Source organism: Cellulomonas algicola (assembly GCF_019024305.1).
GTDB lineage: Bacteria > Actinomycetota > Actinomycetes > Actinomycetales > Cellulomonadaceae > Cellulomonas > Cellulomonas algicola.
Map to the genome: position 1 here is coordinate 435,439 of NZ_JAHKSJ010000006.1, position 16,400 is coordinate 451,838.

Below are 16,400 nucleotides of genomic sequence, written 5' to 3' on the forward strand. Positions count from 1 at the left end.
TCACGGCTGCTCACCCGCCGCCCGGGCCGCGACGATCCGGTCCGCCTCGCTCACGGTGGCCTGCTCGTCGGGCGAGGAGCCGACGCTCGTGTCGTCCTCGCCCGTCTCGGCACGCCGGTCGATCTCGGCCCCGAGGCTGCGCAGGATGTCCAGCACGAGGCCGACGACGACCAGGTAGACCCCGATGTCGAAGAACAGGCTGGTCACCAGGTGGATGTCGCCGATGACCGGCAGGTGGATGTCGAGGATCCACGACTGCAGGACGGACCCGCCCGCGAGCTGCGCGACCAGCCCGACACCCGCGGACAGGAACAGCCCGAGGCCCAGCAGCAGACCGGGCTGCACGGGTGCCGCCTCGCCGAGCTCGTACCGGCCGCCCGCGAGGTACCGCACGATGAGCGCGATGCCCGTGACGAGACCCGCGGCGAAGCCGCCGCCGGGCGCGTTGTGCCCCGAGAAGAGCAGGTAGATCGAGTACACGAGCATCGTGTGGAACAGCAGCCGCACGACGACCTCGAAGATGACGGACCGCCGCTGCGGCGCGAGCGTCTTGCCCGCGCTGAGCCACTGCCGGTCCCGCGACGACGACGAGCCGCCCTCGGCGGGCAGGTCGTCCCGACGGCGGCGCAGGACCGCCATCGGGTCCTCGCTGCCGCCCCACACCGCCCGGTCGGCGGGCGCGTCGCCCGCGCGGTAGATCGCCCCGCCGCGACGCGAGAGGAAGACGAGCGACGCGACGCCGGTCGCGGCGACCAGCAGCACCGAGATCTCGCCCATGGTGTCCCACGCGCGGATGTCGACGAGCGTCACGTTGACGATGTTCTTGCCGCCGCCGAACTCGACGGCCTCCTCCGCGAAGTGCTCGGACACCGGCGCGTGGACGCGCGCGTTCGGCACGACGAGCGCGATCCCGGCGACGGTCAGCCCGACCGCGAGGCCGACGCCGAGCCGCACCCACCGGCTCGCGGCGAGCGGCCGGTCGGAGAAGTACGGGGGCAGGCGGCGCAGGACCAGCACGAACACCACGAGGGTCACGGTCTCGACGAGCACCTGGGTGAGCGCGAGGTCGGGGGCGCCGTGCAGCAGGAACAGGCCGGCCACGGCGTACCCGCCAATCCCGAGCAGGATCACGGCCTTGAGGCGTCGGCGTGCACGCGCGGCCAGGATCGCCGAGGTGACCGCGACGGCCGCGAACACGATCTGCGCGGGGTTGTCCCAGCGCCGCATCGACTCGGGCACGCTCGTCTGCGTGATGAGGACGGTCGCGACCGACCCGACGAAGACGATGAGGATGATGCCGAGGTAGAGCGGCAGCGAACCACGCTGCGTGACGGCGGTGACGTCGGCGGCGAAGTCGTCGAGCCGGCGCATGAACTTGCGGTAGACGCTGTCGGCCTCGGGCCCGCGGTACAGCCCGGACTGCCACCGCTCGACGCGGGCGCGGGCGAGGAACAGGAGCGTCCCGACGCCGAGGATCCCGAGCGTGAGCCAGAAGACCGGTGACACGCCCGCCCAGAGCGTGAGGTGCCCGGGCTCGCCGTACGGGTACGTGTCGGCGTAGGGCGCGAGCAGGTGCTCGCCCAGCTGCGGCAGCAGCGCGACGGCCAGGCCGAGCACGGCCAGGATCATCGCCGGCCAGACCAGCAGGAGCGTCGGGTGCGTGATCGGCGCGGGGGTCGCGTCGGGCTCGGCGCCCTCGTGCAGCGCCGGTCCGCCGCTCGCGTCGGGCGCCGCGGCCTCGGGGATCACGGCGGGCTTCGTCGCGAACGCGCCCCACCACAGCCGCAGCCCGTACGCGACGGTCAGCGCTGACCCGACCGCGACCATGACCAGCACGATCGGGCCGATCGCCCCCTCGTCGAGGTGCGCGACGCCCTCGAGCCCCGCCTCCTTCGCGACGTACCCGGCGAACGGCGGCAGGCCGATCATCGACGCCGTGGCGAGCCCGCCCGCGAGCGCCGTGAGCGGCAGCTCCTTGCCGACGCCCGACAGCCGCCGCAGGTCGCGCGTCCCGGTCGCGGCGTCGACGACGCCGACCACGAGGAACAGCGACGCCTTGAACATCGCGTGCGCGCCGATCATCGCGAGGCCCGCGAGCGCGGTCGCCTGCGTGCCGAGGCCGACGAGCAGCACGATGAGGCCGAGCTGGCTGACCGTGCCGAACGCGAGCACGAGCTTGAGGTCGTGCTGCCGCAGCGCGCGGTAGCCGCCGAGCAGCAGCGTCCCGCCGCCGAGGACGACGATCATCCAGCGCCACACGGGTGCGGTCGCGAACGCGGGCGCGAACCGCGCGACGAGGTAGACACCGGCCTTCACCATCGCGGCGGCGTGCAGGTACGCGCTCACGGGGGTCGGCGCGGCCATCGCGGCGGGCAGCCAGAAGTGGAAGGGCAGCAGCGCGGACTTGGTCGCGGCGCCCAGCAGCAGGCAGACGATCGCGACGGTGGCGATCGTCCCGCCCGGCGGGTCGGCGATGACGGCGGACATCCGGTACGTGCCCGCGGCCTCGCCCAGCAGCACGAGGCCGACGAGCATCGCGAGGCCGCCCGCGGTCGTGATGACGATGGCCTGCATGGCGGCGCGACGGCTCGGCTTGCGCTCCGAGTAGTGCCCGATGAGCAGGTACGACGTGACGGTCGTGAGCTCCCAGAACACGAACAGCAGCAGCATGTCGTCGGCCGTGACCAGCCCGAGCATCGCCCCGGCGAACGCGACGAACACGCCGCCGAACCGGCCCAGCCCGTGCGCCGTCACGGAGAAGTACCCCGCGCAGTAGACGAGCACGAGCGCGCCGACGCCGCCCACGACGAGCGTCATGAACCACGAGAGGGTGTCGAGCCGGAACGTCAGCTCGAGGCCCAGCGCGGGGATCCACTCGACGACCTCGACCGGGCCGTTCCCGGCCTGCACCTGCTGCGTCCAGGTGAGCGCCCAGACCGCTGCGGAGGCCGGTGCGAGGGCCAGCACCCAGAACGCGCGACGCCCCAGCAGACGGACCAGGGTGGGCGCGACGACGGCTGCTGCGAGGTGCACGGTGAGCAGCAGCAGCACGCGTCCGGCTCCGTCCTGTCGGGGGCGGGTGGTCGGTCGGGAGGCTTCAAGGAGTTGGTCAAGATCCTATCAACCGCTTTCCCGTGGTCGTCCCACGGCGGCCGCCGCCACCCGTCTGCCGCACTCCCCCGACGGCCCCGTCGTGGCGCCCGGGTCGGCGCCCCACGCGGTCCCCGTGACGGGGTCGCCGGGGCATGAGGGGCGAGCGCGTGCCGCGTGCGTCCGGACGTCCCGTCAGGGCCGTCCGGGTCGCCGTTACGGTGTGCGCGTGAGCGTGCTGCAGTGGGTGTGCCTGGCGGTCGTCGTCGCCGCGACCGTGGTCGGCGTCGCGCTGTTCTCCCGGGGCGTCGTCGCCATCGTGCGGACCGTGCGCATCGGCCGCGTCGCCCCCGGCCGGTCCGGTCCCGTCGGCACGCGCCTCGCGACGCTGCTGCGCGAGGTCGTCGGGCACGGACGGTTCCAGCACCGGCCCGTCGTGCGCGTCGCGCACTGGGTGGTCATGGTGTCGTTCCCGCTGCTCGTGCTCACGCTCGTCGCCGGGTACGGGCAGGTCGTGTCGCCGACGTGGGCGCTGCCGCTGATCGGGCACCTGTGGCCGGTCGAGTGGGTGGTCGAGGCGTTCGCGTGGGCCGCGCTGCTCGGGATCGTCGCGCTGTTCGTCCTGCGGCTGCGCATCTCGCCGCGGGCCGCCGCGCCCGAGGTCGAGCGTCGCCGGTCGCGGTTCTTCGGGTCGAACCAGGCGCAGGCGTACTTCGTCGAGGCCACGGTGTTCGCCGTCGTCGCGGCCGTGCTGGTGCTGCGCGGCCTCGAGTACGCGCTGCTCTCGCAGGCCGGCGAGACCGGGCTCGGGCTGCACTTCCCGCTCACCGCCTGGTTCGGCGGCTTCTGGGCAGGCGGGTCGACGGCCGCGCTGGAGACGGCGGTCGTCGTGGCCGCGACCGTGAAGATCGTCGTGTCGATGTCGTGGTTCGTCGTCGTCGGCCTGCAGCCCACGATGGGCGTCGCGTGGCACCGGTTCCTCGCGGTCGTCAACGTCTACGCGCGCCGCGAGCCCGCCGGCGGTCCCGCGCTCGGGCCGCTCGTGCCGCTCACGCTCGCCGACGGCACGGCTGTCGACCTGGCCGCGCTCGAGGACCTGCCCGACGACGCCCGCCTCGGCGCGGGCGCGATCGAGGACCTGTCCTGGAAGCAGCTCCTCGACACCGCGACGTGCACCGAGTGCGGCCGCTGCCAGGACCAGTGCCCGGCCTGGGCGACCGGCAAGCCGCTGTCCCCCAAGCTCGTCATGCTCTCGCTGCGCGACCACGCCGCCGCCACGGCCCCCTACCTGCGCGCGACAGCCGCGGCGGGCGCGGTGACGGAGGGCACGGCGGCCCCGGTCGACCGCCGCGCAGCGGTCGAGGACGACCCGCACGCCGGCGTGGACCTGGTCGCCGCGGGCGTCATCGACCCCGACGTGCTCTGGGCGTGCACCACCTGCGGTGCCTGCGTCCAGCAGTGCCCCGTCGACATCGAGCACGTCGACACGATCGTCGACGTCCGCCGCTACCAGGTGCTCATGGAGTCCGCGTTCCCCAAGGAGCTCGGCGGCACGTTCACCAAGCTCGAACGGCAGGGCAACCCGTGGGGCCTGCCCGCGCGCGCCCGGCTCGACTGGGCCAAGGGACTCGACTTCGACGTGCCCGTCGTCGGTGCCGACGTCGAGTCCGCCGCCGACGTCGACTACCTGTTCTGGGTCGGCTGCGCGGGCGCCTACGAGGACCGCGCGAAGAAGACGACGCGTGCCGTCGCCGAGCTGCTGCACGCCGCCGGGGTGTCGTTCGCCGTCCTCGGCGACGGCGAGACCTGCACCGGCGACCCCGCCCGCCGCGCGGGCAACGAGCTGCTCTACCAGATGCTCGCGTCGCAGAACGTCGAGGTGCTCAACGAGGTCGGCGCGCAGCGCATCGTCGTGACCTGCGCGCACTGCTTCAACACGATCAGCCGCGAGTACCCGCAGCTCGGCGGCCGGTTCACCGTCCTGCACCACACCGAGCTGCTCAACACCCTCGTCGCCGACGGGCGGCTGGTGCCGGTGGAGCCGGGCGCCGACGCGGGTGCGGGTGGGGGCACGGTCGGCCAGCGGATCACCTACCACGACCCCTGCTACCTGGGCCGGCACAACCAGGTCTACACGCCCCCGCGCGAGCTGCTGGCCGCGATCCCCGGCGCCGAGCTCGCCGAGATGCCGCGCAACCGCGAGACGTCCTTCTGCTGCGGCGCGGGCGGCGCGCGCATGTGGATGGAGGAGTCCGTCGGCACCCGCATCAACGCGACGCGCGCGGCCGAGGCGATGAGCACCGGAGCCGACGTCGTCGCGACCGCCTGCCCCTACTGCACGGTCATGCTCTCCGACGGGGTCGCGGCGGTCGCCGCGTCCGACGGGGGCGCCGACGGCACGGCAGCCGCAGGTCCGGGCGCCGAGCCGGTCGGCACGGACGCCCCCGCAGGTCCGACCTCGCCCGCCGGCCCGGACCGCGGGCCCGCCGGCGGTGCGCCCGCCCGCGCGTCGGTGGGAGTCCCCGAGGTCGCCGACATCGCCGTCCTCCTGCGCGACTCCCTCCGCGCCCCCACCCTCTGACGCCCCGTCAGCGCGGGCCGTCGCCCGGTGGCGGGTCAGTCGTCCTTCGGCTTGGTGTACACCGCGTGCATCGCCGCCTTCGCCTTGTCCGGGAGGACCGCGGCGGCGGCCGTCTGCATGCGGGCCTTGAGCGAGTGCACCTCGATCTTGTCCTTGCCCTTCATCAGCGCCTCGTACCCCTGCCGCGCGACGTCGGCCGGGTCGTCCTTCGGGCTGTCCGCGACGGGCGTGTCCTCCATGCCGGCCTGCTCGAAGAAGCTCGTGTCGGTCGGCCCGGGTGCGAGCACCGTGACGGTGACGCCCGTGCCCTCGAGCTCGTGCCGCACCGCCTCCGCGAACGAGGTGAGGAACGACTTCGACGCCGCGTACGTCGCGTAGTACGGGCCGGGCTGCGTCGCGGCGGTCGACGACGTCACGAGCACCCGCCCGGAGCCGCGCTCGACCATCGCGGGCAGGAGCGCCTTCGACAGCCGCACGGTCGACTCGACGTTGAGACGGATCGTCTCGAGCTCGCCGTCGAGCGGCGTCTCCACGAACCGGCCGCCCTGCGCCGTCCCGGCGTTCAGCGCGAGCGCGTCGACGGGCCGGCCGAGCGCGCGCACCTCGGCGAGCAGCGTCTCGACGCCCTCCACCGTCGACAGGTCGGCCTGGACCGCGCGCGCCGCGACCTCGCCGCCGAGCCGGTCGGCGACCAGGGAGACGTCCGCCTCCAGGGCCGTGAGGAGCAGGTCGAACCCGCCGTCGGCGAAGCACTGGGCGAGCTCGAGCCCGATGCCGCTCGACGCGCCGGTCACGACGGCGAGCGGGCGGGGCTGGCCGATCGGTCGGTCGGGCACGGCGGTCTCCTCGCTCATCGCGGGCCCACGCCGGTTTCCTCACGCAGACCGTCGACGCTAGGCGCGCCCACCCTCGCCCGCACCTCGGCCCCAGCCGACCCCCGCTCCTCGGGCGCCGGGCTCGACGACCCGGCGGCGTGCGGGGGGTGTCCCCCACCCCCACCTCGTCGGGGCACCCGATGGATCGGGCAGCGCCGCGCGGGCGACGGTGGACGTGTCCGCATCGTCCGGTCCCTCCCGGCCGGACGTGCCCCCGACACCGGGCCACCGCCCGCGGAAGGAAGTCCCATGCGCAGCACCGCACCGACGCACCCCGCGACCCCCGACCAGCCCGTCCCCGAGGGGACCCCCTCGACCGCAGGCCCCGGCCCTCTGCGCCACCGGCGCGCCCTTCGCGGCGCGGCCGCGCTCCTCGCCGCGGGCGCCCTCGTCGGCGGCACGCTCGTCGCGCCGGCGACAGCCGGAGCACCGACCGCCACGACCGGCGCACCCGCACCGGAGCAGGCCGACCAGGCGCGCGGGGGGCACGGTCGCGACACCGTCCGGGGCGCGGTCGACGCGCTCGTCCGCGACGACGGGTTCCCCGCCGCGCTCGCGTCGGTCCGCGACGAACGCGGGCGCACCCGCCACCTCGTCGCCGGGGTCGGCGACCTCACCACGGGCGCGCGGGTCCCGACGGACGGCCAGGTCAGGTTCGCGAGCAACAGCAAGACGTTCGTCGCCGTCGCCGTCATGCAGCTGGTCGGCGAGGGGAAGATCGAGCTCGACGCACCGATCGGCACGTACCTGCCGGGCCTGGTCGACAACAGGCGCGACGGTGCTGAGCGCGTCGACGGCGCGACCATCACGGTCCGGCAGGTCCTGCAGCACACGAGCGGGATCCCCGAGTACCTCGACGTGCTGCTCTCCGACGGGCTGTCAGGCGTCGACGCGATGATCGACACGTACGTCCAGCCCCGCGCGCTGCTCGACGCGGCCATGACGCGACCTGCCACGTTCGCGCCGGGCTCGTCGTGGTCGTACAGCAACACGAACTACGTGATCGCCGGGCTGCTGGTCGAGGAGGTCACCGGGCGCCCGCTGCACGAGGTCCTCACGCAGCGCGTCATCGAGAGGGCCGGCCTGCGCGACACGTACCTCCCCGCGGTCGGCGAGCGCGTGATCCGCGGCCGCCACCCGCACGGCTACCACTCCGACACCCCCGGTGGGACTCTGCGCGACGTCACGGAGCTCGACCCGAGCGCGGCGTGGGCCGCAGGGGACGTGATCGGAACCCCGAGCGACCTGATCCGCCTCTACACCGCGATCCTCGACGGCCGCCTGGTCGGCGCGGCGGAGCTCGCCGAGATGCAGAAGACCGTGCCCGTGCCCGCCGAGTGGGGTCCGATGCGGTACGGCCTGGGGATCGCCGAGACGGCGCTGAGCTGCGGCGGCGTCGCGTGGGGTCACGGCGGCGACATCTTCGGCTACTCGACGCGCGAGGGCGTGACGACCGACGGCCGCGCCGCGTCCGTGGCGGTCACGGCGCTCCCGTCGTCGGTCTCGGACCCGGCTGCCATGCAGCACGTCGACGCGGTCATCGACACGGCCCTCTGCGCGTGATCGCCCCGGCCCCCCGCCGGACCTGACCCCGTCCGCACGCACGACGCACGACGCACGACGCACGACGAGAACGACATCAGCGCCGCCAGGGAGCCCCTCCGCGGCGCTGATGTCGTTCTCGGCGCGGGTGGGTCGACGCCAGGCGACGCAGGAGCGTGAGGGGTCGGGTGGGCTCGGCGGGGCGGTCAGGGGGTGGGGTCGTCGGCCAGGCGGCGCAGGAGCGTGAGGAGCTGCGCGCGCTCGTCGGGGGCGAGGCGGTCGAGGCGGCCGGCGACGCCCTCGTGGCGTCGGGCGGAGACGTCGGCGAGGAGCGCGCGGCCGGCGTCGGTGAGCTCGATGAGGGTGGCACGGCGGTCGGTGGGGTCGGCGATCCGGCGGACGAGACCGTCGGCCTCGGCGGCGTCGACCTTCGACGTGACCGACCGCGGGGCGACGTCGAGGGCGGACGCGACGTGCCCGAGCCGCAACGGTCCGTCGCAGTGCTGGAGGACGCGCAGCATCCGGACCTGCCCGGGCGCCTGGCTCGCCGGCCCGAGCGACGAGGTGGCGGAGCGGCGGATGTCACGCAGCAGCCGGTGCAGGAGGTCGAGCAGCTCCGCGGACTCGTCCCCCGCGGTCGGCCCGGCGATCGCGGGCGCGGGGGCCGGGTCGGTGGCAGCGTCGTCGTGCGGGCTCACGGCCGTGACGGTACCCGCCTCGCGAACAGTTGTGAACCAACGACATAGTGAGTTAACCTCAGCATCGCGTGCTCACCCGGCACGTCCCCCCGCACGAAGGGAGACGCCTCATGTCTCTCCCCCACCACCCCGGACCCGCGCCCACCGGCATGGGTCGCGGCGGCGGCAACCCGCAGATGCGCGGCTTCGCCCGCGACCGGTCCGTCAGCCGCCGACGCCTCTCGCGCGCCACCCTCCGCCGGATCCTCACCTTCGCCCGGCCGCACCGCCGCGCCCTCGCCGTCTTCCTCGTCCTCATCACGCTCGAGGCCGGCGCCGGCGCACTGCCGCCGCTGCTGTTCAAGCACCTCATCGACGACGGCATCACGCAGGGCGACACGCGCCTGGTCGTCCTCATCGCCGTCGCGGTCGCCGCGCTCGCGGTGCTGTCCGCCGGGCTCGCCGTCGCCGACCGCTGGGTCTCGTCCCGCATCGGCGAGGGCCTGATCCTCGACCTGCGCACCGCGGTCTTCGACCACGTGCAGCGCATGCCCCTCGCGTTCTTCTCCCGCACCCGCACCGGCGCGCTCGTGCAGCGGCTCAACGGCGACGTCCTCGGCGCGCAGCAGGCGTTCACCTCGACGCTGCAGAACGTCGTGAGCAACGCGCTCACCGTCGTGTTCGTGCTCGCCGCGATGCTGTCCATGTCGTGGCGACTGACGCTGCTCTCCCTGATCCTGCTCCCGCTGTTCGTGCTGCCCGCCCGCTGGTTCGGGCCGCGGATCGCCGCCGTCACGCACGAGTCGTACGAGCTCAACGCGCAGGCCGCGCAGACCATGCAGGAGCGGTTCAACGTCGCGGGCGCCCACCTGGTCAAGGTGTTCGGCGACCCCGAGCGCGAGTCCGCCGCCTACGCCGAGCAGGCCTCCCGCGTCCGCGACATCGGCGTCAAGCGCGCCCTCTACGGCACGTGGTTCCGCGTCGGCCTCACGACGCTCGCCGCGATCGCGACCGCGATCGTCTACGGGCTCGGCGGCCTCGCCGCGATCCAGGGCGAGCTCACCGTCGGCGTCGTCGTCGCGCTCGCGTCGTACCTCGGCCGGCTCTACGGCCCGCTCACCGCGATGTCGAACGTGCAGGTCGACGTCATGACCGCGCTCGTCAGCTTCGAGCGCGTCCTCGAGGTCCTCGATCTCGAGCCCACCGTGACCGACGCGCCGGACGCGCACAACCTCCGCGACGACGTCGCCGCGCGCGGCGCGAGCGTCGAGCTCGACGCCGTGGGCTTCCGCTACCCCACCGCCGACGAGGTGTCGCTCGCGTCGCTCGAGTCCGTCGCGACGCTGCGTGCCGACACCGCCGAGGACACGCTCGGCGACGTCTCGTTCACGGTGCCCGCCGGGCACCTCGTGGCACTCGTCGGCCCGTCGGGCGCGGGCAAGACGACGATCTCCCAGCTCGTCACGCGCATGTACGACCCGACGCGCGGCTCGGTCCGCATCGCGGGTGCCGACCTGCGCGGCGTGACGCTCGACTCGCTGCGCGCGACCGTCGGCGTCGTGAGCCAGGAGGCCCACCTCTTCCACGACACCATCGCGGGCAACCTGCGGTTCGCCCGGCCCGACGCGACCGACGCCGACCTCGAGCGCGCGCTGCGCCAGGCGCACGTGTGGGAGCTCGTGATGCGCCTGCCCGACGGGCTCGAGACCGTCGTCGGCGACCGCGGCTACCGCCTGTCCGGCGGCGAGCGCCAGCGGCTCGCGATCGCGCGGCTGCTGCTCAAGGCGCCCGACGTCGTCGTGCTCGACGAGGCCACGGCGCACCTCGACTCCGAGTCCGAGGCCGCCGTGCAGGCCGCGCTCGACGAGGCCCTCGTGGGCCGCACGTCGCTCGTCATCGCGCACCGGCTGTCGACGGTCCGCCGCGCCGACTCGATCGTCGTCGTCGACCGCGGCCGCGTCGTCGAGCACGGCACGCACGCCGAGCTCGTCGCCCGCGGCGGCCTGTACGCCGACCTCTACCGCACCCAGTTCGCCGCGGACACGGTCGACGCCGCCTGACCCGTCAGCGGTGGGACGTGCGGACCAGGCCGCCCGCGACCGTCTGGACGAGCGCGTCCTCGATCGCCGCCGCGCGCCAGTCGGGGCGCAGCGCGTCGGGACCGTCCGTCGCGGCCCACCGTCGCCAGGCCGTCCCCGCGTACGACCCGGCGTACGCCGCACCGAGCCCGACGAGCGCGGCGACGACGTGCGACCCGGGACTCCGCCGCTCGACGACCGACAGGGCGACGGCACCCAGTGCTCCCCCGACGAGCCGGCCGGTGAATGCGGGGAACGCGGTCCGCGGCGGCGCCGACGGCAGCTTGTCCCCGGCCGCTTCACCCAGCACCGCGAGAGCGGCGAGCCCGCGCAGCAGCGCCGGGCCTGGACCGTGCCGCCCGCGCGTCCCCGCGCCGACGGGCACACGGATCGCTGCGGAGGCGCGCCCGCCGACGGCGAGCCCGAGGACGGCGGACCGGATCACCACACCCATGCGCCGTGTCTACGCGCCCGACGCCGCTCCGGCATCTCGACCGCGTCTTCCCCGGCGGAGGCGGCCGTCAGGTCAGCGGAAGCGGCCCAGGTGGATGCCCACGAACGCGAGGGCGGCGATCGTCTCGCCGTCGCGGATCGTGCCGTCGGCGACGAGCGCCAGGACGTCGGCGAACGGCACGGTCCGCACGGTGTCGATGCCCTCCTCGACCCGCCCGTGCCCGTCGTCGTCGACGAGCGGCGACAGCCCGCGCGCGAGGAAGACGTGCTCGGGCGCGTCGGCGATGCCGTTGAGCGCGTCCATCCGCCCGACGGCGGTCCACGCGCGCGCGGCCAGGCCGGTCTCCTCCGCGAGCTCGCGCTGCGCGGCGACCAGCGGGTCCTCGCCGTCGGTGCCGCCCGCGGGGACCTCGACCGAGACGGCGCCGGTCGTGTAGCGGCGCTGCGACACGAGCACGACCTCGTCGTCGTCGGTGAGCGCGACGACGAACACCGAGTGGTTGCGCACCTCGACGACCCCGTAGACGCCGGGTCCGCCGTCGGGGCGCAGCACCTGGTCCTCACGCACGCGGATCCACGGGTTCTCGTAGACGACGCGGCTCTCGGTGGTGGTCCAGCCGGCGTGCTCGCTCACAGGTCGGCGGGGTCGACGAGGAAGTCGGCCTCGTCGGCGATCTCCCCCCCGAGCACCCCGTGGAGGGCGCGCGTCACGGCCTGGACCTGCGGTGCGGCGCGGCCGCGCGCGACCTTGTGCGGGAACGACGGCTTCTCCATCTCGAGCTCCTCGACGAGGAGCGGCTCCCAGTGCACGCGGTACGCGACGACGCCGTCGGCGGTCCACGGCAGGTCGCGCAGGAGCGGCGGGAGCTCGGTCTCGGCAGCGGCCTCGACGGCGATGGTCCCGTCGACGCCGAGGTCGACGAGGATCCCGTAGGACTCGGCGGGCGGCGGAGACGCGAGCATGACCTCGTCGAACGCGGCGGCCTCGGCCATGAGGCGCGCACGCTCGGCCTCGTCGTCGACGCCGAACTGCTCGAGCGCGGCGCGCAGCCCGGAGCCGCCGGCCTCGGTGATGCCGCCGGCGCCGCTGGTCGACCCGCGCCCGACGCCCGCCATGGGTCCGTCCCAGCGGGACGTGGGCTCGGACAGCCGCGCGCGCGGCACGACGGTCTGCACGACGGACAGCGCCTCGGCGGGCTCGAGCCAACGGTCGGTCAGCAGCGTGAGGTCGATCGCGCCGTCGACGTCGGGCGTGAGCACGACGCCGGACCCGCCGACCCGCACGGCACCGCCGAGCCGCCGCGCGCACGCGACGAGCCACTGCACGACGCGCTCCTCCTCGCGGACGGGCAGGCCGTCGGGGAACGCACGCTTGAGCCCGTCGCGGTCACCGCCCGGGTAGGGGCGCTCTCCGCGCTCGCGCGGGCAGTCGAGGTCGTAGACGACGGCGGTCGACGCGGGCAGCCCGAGTCCCACGGCGTCCTCGGGCGACACGCTGAACGGCCCGCTGAGCGCGGACAGTCGCGCGAGGCGCAGCGCGCGCACGGCGGGTGCGGCGGAGACCGCGCGGATGCCGAGCGCGGCGGTCACGGGTCGCACGAAGCCGCGCTGCTGGGGCACCTCCTGCGTCGACTCCTCCCAGTGCGCCTGCGCGAACCGGGAGATCGCGAGGACCTCGATCTCGTCGACCTCGATCCCCTCGGGCAGCCCGAGCAGGTGCCGGTCGCGGATCGAGGCGTCCTTGACGTTCAGCCGCGGGGGTGCGTCGGCCATCCGCTCAGACCTGCGTCCGGTGGAACGACTGGAAGGACCGCGACGCGGTCGGCCCGCGCTGGCCCTGGTAGCGCGAGCCGTACGCGGCGGAGCCGTAGGGCTGCTCGGCGGCGGACGTCAGGCGGAAGAAGCAGAGCTGGCCGATCTTCATGCCGGGCCACAGCAGGATCGGCAGGGTCGCGACGTTCGACAGCTCGAGCGTGACGTGCCCGGAGAAGCCGGGGTCGATGAAGCCCGCGGTCGAGTGCGTGAGCAGCCCGAGCCGGCCGAGCGACGACTTGCCCTCGAGCCGCGCGGCCACGTCGTCGGGCAGCGTGACCTGCTCGTACGTGGAGCCGAGGACGAACTCGCCGGGGTGCAGCACGAACGGCTCGCCGTCCTCGACCTCGACCAGGCGCGTGAGGTCGGGCTGGTCGGCCGACGGGTCGATCACCGGGTACTTGTGGTTGTCGAACAGCCGGAAGTACCGGTCGAGGCGCACGTCGATGCTGGACGGCTGGAGCATCGCCGGCTCGTACGGGTCGAGCCCGACGCGGCCCGACTCGAGCTCGGCCCTGATGTCACGGTCGGAGAGCAGCACGGGCCCACGGTAGTCGCCCGGACGCCCGTCCGGTTCACCCCGCCCGGGGCTGTGGACACGCGTCGCCCGCGCGCGCTGCACGGACGTGCGGAGGGGCGACGTTCTCGATATCGCCCCCGGCGGCTATCATCCTTCCGTGAGGCGCGTGGGAGCGCTCTCGCACCGATCAGACGCCGCGTCAGACATCCCGACGACGGACCGCGCCGACGCGGATCCACGGGGGAGGCGGGCACGGACGTCTCCGAGCACCCGAGGAAGTCCAATGCGGTTCGGCCACTTCGACGACGCGGCGCGCGAGTACGTCATCACGACGCCCCACACCCCCTACCCGTGGATCAACTACCTCGGGTCTGAGCAGTTCTTCTCGCTGCTCTCGCACCAGGCGGGCGGGTACTCGTTCTACCGCGACGCCAAGATGCGCCGCCTCACGCGCTACCGCTACAACAACATCCCCGCCGACGCGGGCGGCCGCTACCTCTACGTGAACGACGGCGGCGACGTGTGGACCCCGTCGTGGCTGCCGGTGAAGGCGGACCTCGACCACTTCGAGGCGCGGCACGGCCTGGGCTACTCGACGATCACCGGTGAGCGGAACGGTCTGCGCGTGCAGACCCTGTTCTTCGTCCCGCTCGGCGAGAACGCCGAGGTGCAGAAGGTCACCGTCACGAACACGTCCGACGCCCCGAAGTCGGCGACGCTGTTCTCGTTCGTCGAGTTCTGCCTGTGGAACGCGCAGGACGACCAGACGAACTACCAGCGCAACCTGTCGATCGGCGAGGTCGAGGTCGAGCAGGACGGCCCGCACGGCTCGGCGATCTTCCACAAGACCGAGTACCGCGAGCGCCGCGACCACTACGCCGTGTTCGGCGTGAACACGCGTGCGGACGGCTTCGACACGGACCGCGACACGTTCGTCGGCGCGTACAACTCGCTCGGCGAGGCGTCGGTCCCGCGCGCCGGGCGGTCCGCGAACTCGGTCGCGTCGGGCTGGTACCCGATCGGCTCGCACTCGGTCGTCGTCGAGCTGGCCCCGGGCGAGTCCCGCGAGCTCGTCTACGTGCTCGGCTACCTCGAGAACGCGGACGAGGAGAAGTGGGCCGACGACGCCCACCAGGTCGTCAACAAGACGGGCGCGCACGCGCTGCTGGGCCGGTTCGCGACGAGCGAGCAGGTCGACGCCGCGCTCGAGGCGCTCAACGCCTACTGGACGAACCTGCTGTCGACGTACTCGGTGTCGAGCACCGACGAGAAGCTCGACCGGATGGTCAACATCTGGAACCAGTACCAGTGCATGGTCACGTTCAACATGTCGCGCTCCGCGTCGTTCTTCGAGACGGGCATCGGCCGCGGCATGGGCTTCCGCGACTCCAACCAGGACCTGCTGGGCTTCGTCCACCTGATCCCGGAGCGCGCGCGCGAGCGGATCATCGACATCGCGTCGACGCAGTTCGCGGACGGCTCGGCGTACCACCAGTACCAGCCGCTGACGAAGCGCGGGAACAACGACATCGGCTCGGGCTTCAACGACGACCCGCTGTGGCTCATCGCCGGCGTCGCCGCGTACATCAAGGAGTCGGGCGACTGGAGCATCCTCGACGAGCCGGTGCCGTTCGACAACGAGCCCGGCTCCGAGGTCCCGCTGTTCGAGCACCTCACGCGCTCGTTCCAGTTCACGGTCCAGAACCGCGGCCCGCACGGCCTGCCGCTGATCGGCCGCGCCGACTGGAACGACTGCCTCAACCTCAACTGCTTCTCGACGACGCCCGGCGAGTCGTTCCAGACGACCGAGAACCAGGCGGGCGGTGTCGCGGAGTCCGTCTTCATCGCCGCGCAGTTCGTGCTGTACGGCGCCGAGTACGCGAACCTCGCGGAGCGTCGTGGCCTGGCCGACGTCGCGACCGAGGCGCGCAAGTACGTCGACGAGGTCCGTGCCGCGGTGCTCGAGCACGGCTGGGACGGCCGGTGGTTCCTCCGGGCCTACGACTACTACGGCAACCCGGTCGGCACCGACGCGAAGCCCGAGGGCAAGATCTGGATCGAGCCGCAGGGCTTCGCCGTCATGGCGGGCATCGGCGTCGGCGACGGCCCGGACGACGCGGACGCCCCGGCGATCCAGGCGCTCGACGCGGTCAACGACATGCTCGGCACGCCGCACGGCCTGGTGCTGCAGTTCCCGGCGTACACGACGTACCAGATCGAGCTCGGCGAGGTCTCGACGTACCCGCCCGGCTACAAGGAGAACGGCGGCATCTTCTGCCACAACAACCCCTGGGTGATCATCGCCGAGACGGTCGTGGGGCGCGGTGCGCAGGCGTTCGACTACTACAGGCGGATCACCCCGGCGTACCGCGAGGAGATCTCCGACACGCACAAGCTCGAGCCGTACGTGTACGCGCAGATGATCGCGGGCAAGGAGGCGTCGCGCGCCGGCGAGGCCAAGAACTCGTGGCTGACGGGCACGGCCGCGTGGAACTTCGTCGCGGTGTCGCAGTACCTGCTGGGCGTCCGGCCGGACTACGACGGCCTGGTCGTCGACCCGCAGATCGGCCCCGACGTCCCGTCGTACACGGTCACCCGCGTGGCCCGTGGCGCGACGTACGAGATCACGGTGACCAACTCCGGGGCGCCAGGTGCGCGCGGTTCGCTGACCGTGGACGGTGCCCCGGTCGAGGGCAACACCGTGCCCTACGCTCCCGCGGGGGCGACGGTCCGCGTCGCCGTGACGGTCTGAGCACGGCCACGAGGGACGGG

The 16,400-nt window shown here is 73.7% G+C and carries 11 protein-coding genes; 4 read left to right on the forward strand and 7 right to left on the reverse strand.

All coding sequences use genetic code 11. The annotated features are described in order from the left end of the window. A complete protein-coding gene (locus tag KOV94_RS06170) occupies positions 1 to 3,051 on the reverse strand; it encodes a Na+/H+ antiporter subunit A (RefSeq protein ID WP_218051508.1) in 3,051 nt (1,016 codons plus the stop codon). Between the two features lie 268 nt (positions 3,052 to 3,319). Between KOV94_RS06170 and KOV94_RS06175 the strand changes: the two genes are divergently transcribed. Next, a complete protein-coding gene (locus KOV94_RS06175; protein ID WP_124344609.1) occupies positions 3,320 to 5,671 on the forward strand; it encodes a (Fe-S)-binding protein in 2,352 nt (783 codons plus the stop codon). Between the two features lie 35 nt (positions 5,672 to 5,706). On the opposite strand, the gene KOV94_RS06180 is transcribed toward KOV94_RS06175, so the two are convergent. Beyond that, positions 5,707 to 6,507 (reverse strand): SDR family NAD(P)-dependent oxidoreductase, encoded by an 801-nt coding sequence (locus KOV94_RS06180; protein ID WP_308160394.1) that lies wholly within the window; start codon positions 6,505 to 6,507, stop codon positions 5,707 to 5,709. A 288-nt stretch (positions 6,508 to 6,795) separates the two neighbouring features. On the opposite strand from KOV94_RS06180, the gene KOV94_RS06185 reads away from it, so the two are divergent. Next, entirely contained in the window at positions 6,796 to 8,109 is a 1,314-nt protein-coding gene (locus KOV94_RS06185; protein WP_218051510.1) for a serine hydrolase domain-containing protein, read from the forward strand. Between the two features lie 185 nt (positions 8,110 to 8,294). On the opposite strand, the gene KOV94_RS20625 is transcribed toward KOV94_RS06185, so the two are convergent. Beyond that, positions 8,295 to 8,786 carry a MarR family winged helix-turn-helix transcriptional regulator gene (locus KOV94_RS20625; RefSeq protein WP_124341904.1) on the reverse strand — a complete coding sequence of 164 codons (492 nt, stop codon included), beginning with the start codon at positions 8,784 to 8,786 and terminating at the stop codon, positions 8,295 to 8,297. A gap of 110 nt (positions 8,787 to 8,896) precedes the next feature. Here KOV94_RS20625 and KOV94_RS06195 point away from each other — a divergent pair, with 110 nt between their 5' ends. Then, on the forward strand, positions 8,897 to 10,825 hold the full coding sequence (locus KOV94_RS06195; protein WP_218051511.1) for an ABC transporter ATP-binding protein: 1,929 nt from the start codon (positions 8,897 to 8,899) through the stop codon (positions 10,823 to 10,825). Between the two features lie 4 nt (positions 10,826 to 10,829). On the opposite strand, the gene KOV94_RS06200 is transcribed toward KOV94_RS06195, so the two are convergent. The 4 genes from KOV94_RS06200 to dcd all read right to left on the reverse strand — a co-directional run bounded on the left by KOV94_RS06200 (position 10,830) and on the right by dcd (position 13,649). Next, positions 10,830 to 11,297: a hypothetical protein gene (locus tag KOV94_RS06200; protein ID WP_218051512.1), complete on the reverse strand. Its 468-nt coding sequence runs from the start codon at positions 11,295 to 11,297 to the stop codon at positions 10,830 to 10,832. 72 nt (positions 11,298 to 11,369) lie between these two features. Continuing rightward, entirely contained in the window at positions 11,370 to 11,930 is a 561-nt protein-coding gene (locus tag KOV94_RS06205; protein ID WP_218051513.1) for an NUDIX domain-containing protein, read from the reverse strand. Next, entirely contained in the window at positions 11,927 to 13,069 is a 1,143-nt protein-coding gene (locus KOV94_RS06210; RefSeq protein WP_218051514.1) for a hypothetical protein, read from the reverse strand. The genes KOV94_RS06205 and KOV94_RS06210 overlap by 4 nt, the downstream gene beginning before the upstream one ends. Positions 13,070 to 13,073: 4 nt before the next feature. After that, a complete protein-coding gene (gene dcd / locus KOV94_RS06215; RefSeq protein WP_124341909.1) occupies positions 13,074 to 13,649 on the reverse strand; it encodes a dCTP deaminase in 576 nt (191 codons plus the stop codon). A 262-nt stretch (positions 13,650 to 13,911) separates the two neighbouring features. Here dcd and KOV94_RS06220 point away from each other — a divergent pair, with 262 nt between their 5' ends. Then, positions 13,912 to 16,380 carry a glycoside hydrolase family 94 protein gene (locus KOV94_RS06220; protein WP_218051515.1) on the forward strand — a complete coding sequence of 823 codons (2,469 nt, stop codon included), beginning with the start codon at positions 13,912 to 13,914 and terminating at the stop codon, positions 16,378 to 16,380. Positions 16,381 to 16,400 lie beyond the last annotated feature (20 nt).

Excerpts from the sequence above, each read along its gene's own strand:
- KOV94_RS06210 (WP_218051514.1), bottom strand. The coding sequence starts at position 13,069 with ATGGCCGACGCACCCCCGCGGCTGAACGTCAAGGACGCCTCGATCCGC.
- KOV94_RS06200 (WP_218051512.1), bottom strand. The coding sequence starts at position 11,297 with ATGGGTGTGGTGATCCGGTCCGCCGTCCTCGGGCTCGCCGTCGGCGGG.
- KOV94_RS06185 (WP_218051510.1), top strand. The coding sequence starts at position 6,796 with ATGCGCAGCACCGCACCGACGCACCCCGCGACCCCCGACCAGCCCGTC.
- KOV94_RS06195 (WP_218051511.1), top strand. The coding sequence starts at position 8,897 with ATGTCTCTCCCCCACCACCCCGGACCCGCGCCCACCGGCATGGGTCGC.
- KOV94_RS06220 (WP_218051515.1), top strand. The coding sequence starts at position 13,912 with ATGCGGTTCGGCCACTTCGACGACGCGGCGCGCGAGTACGTCATCACG.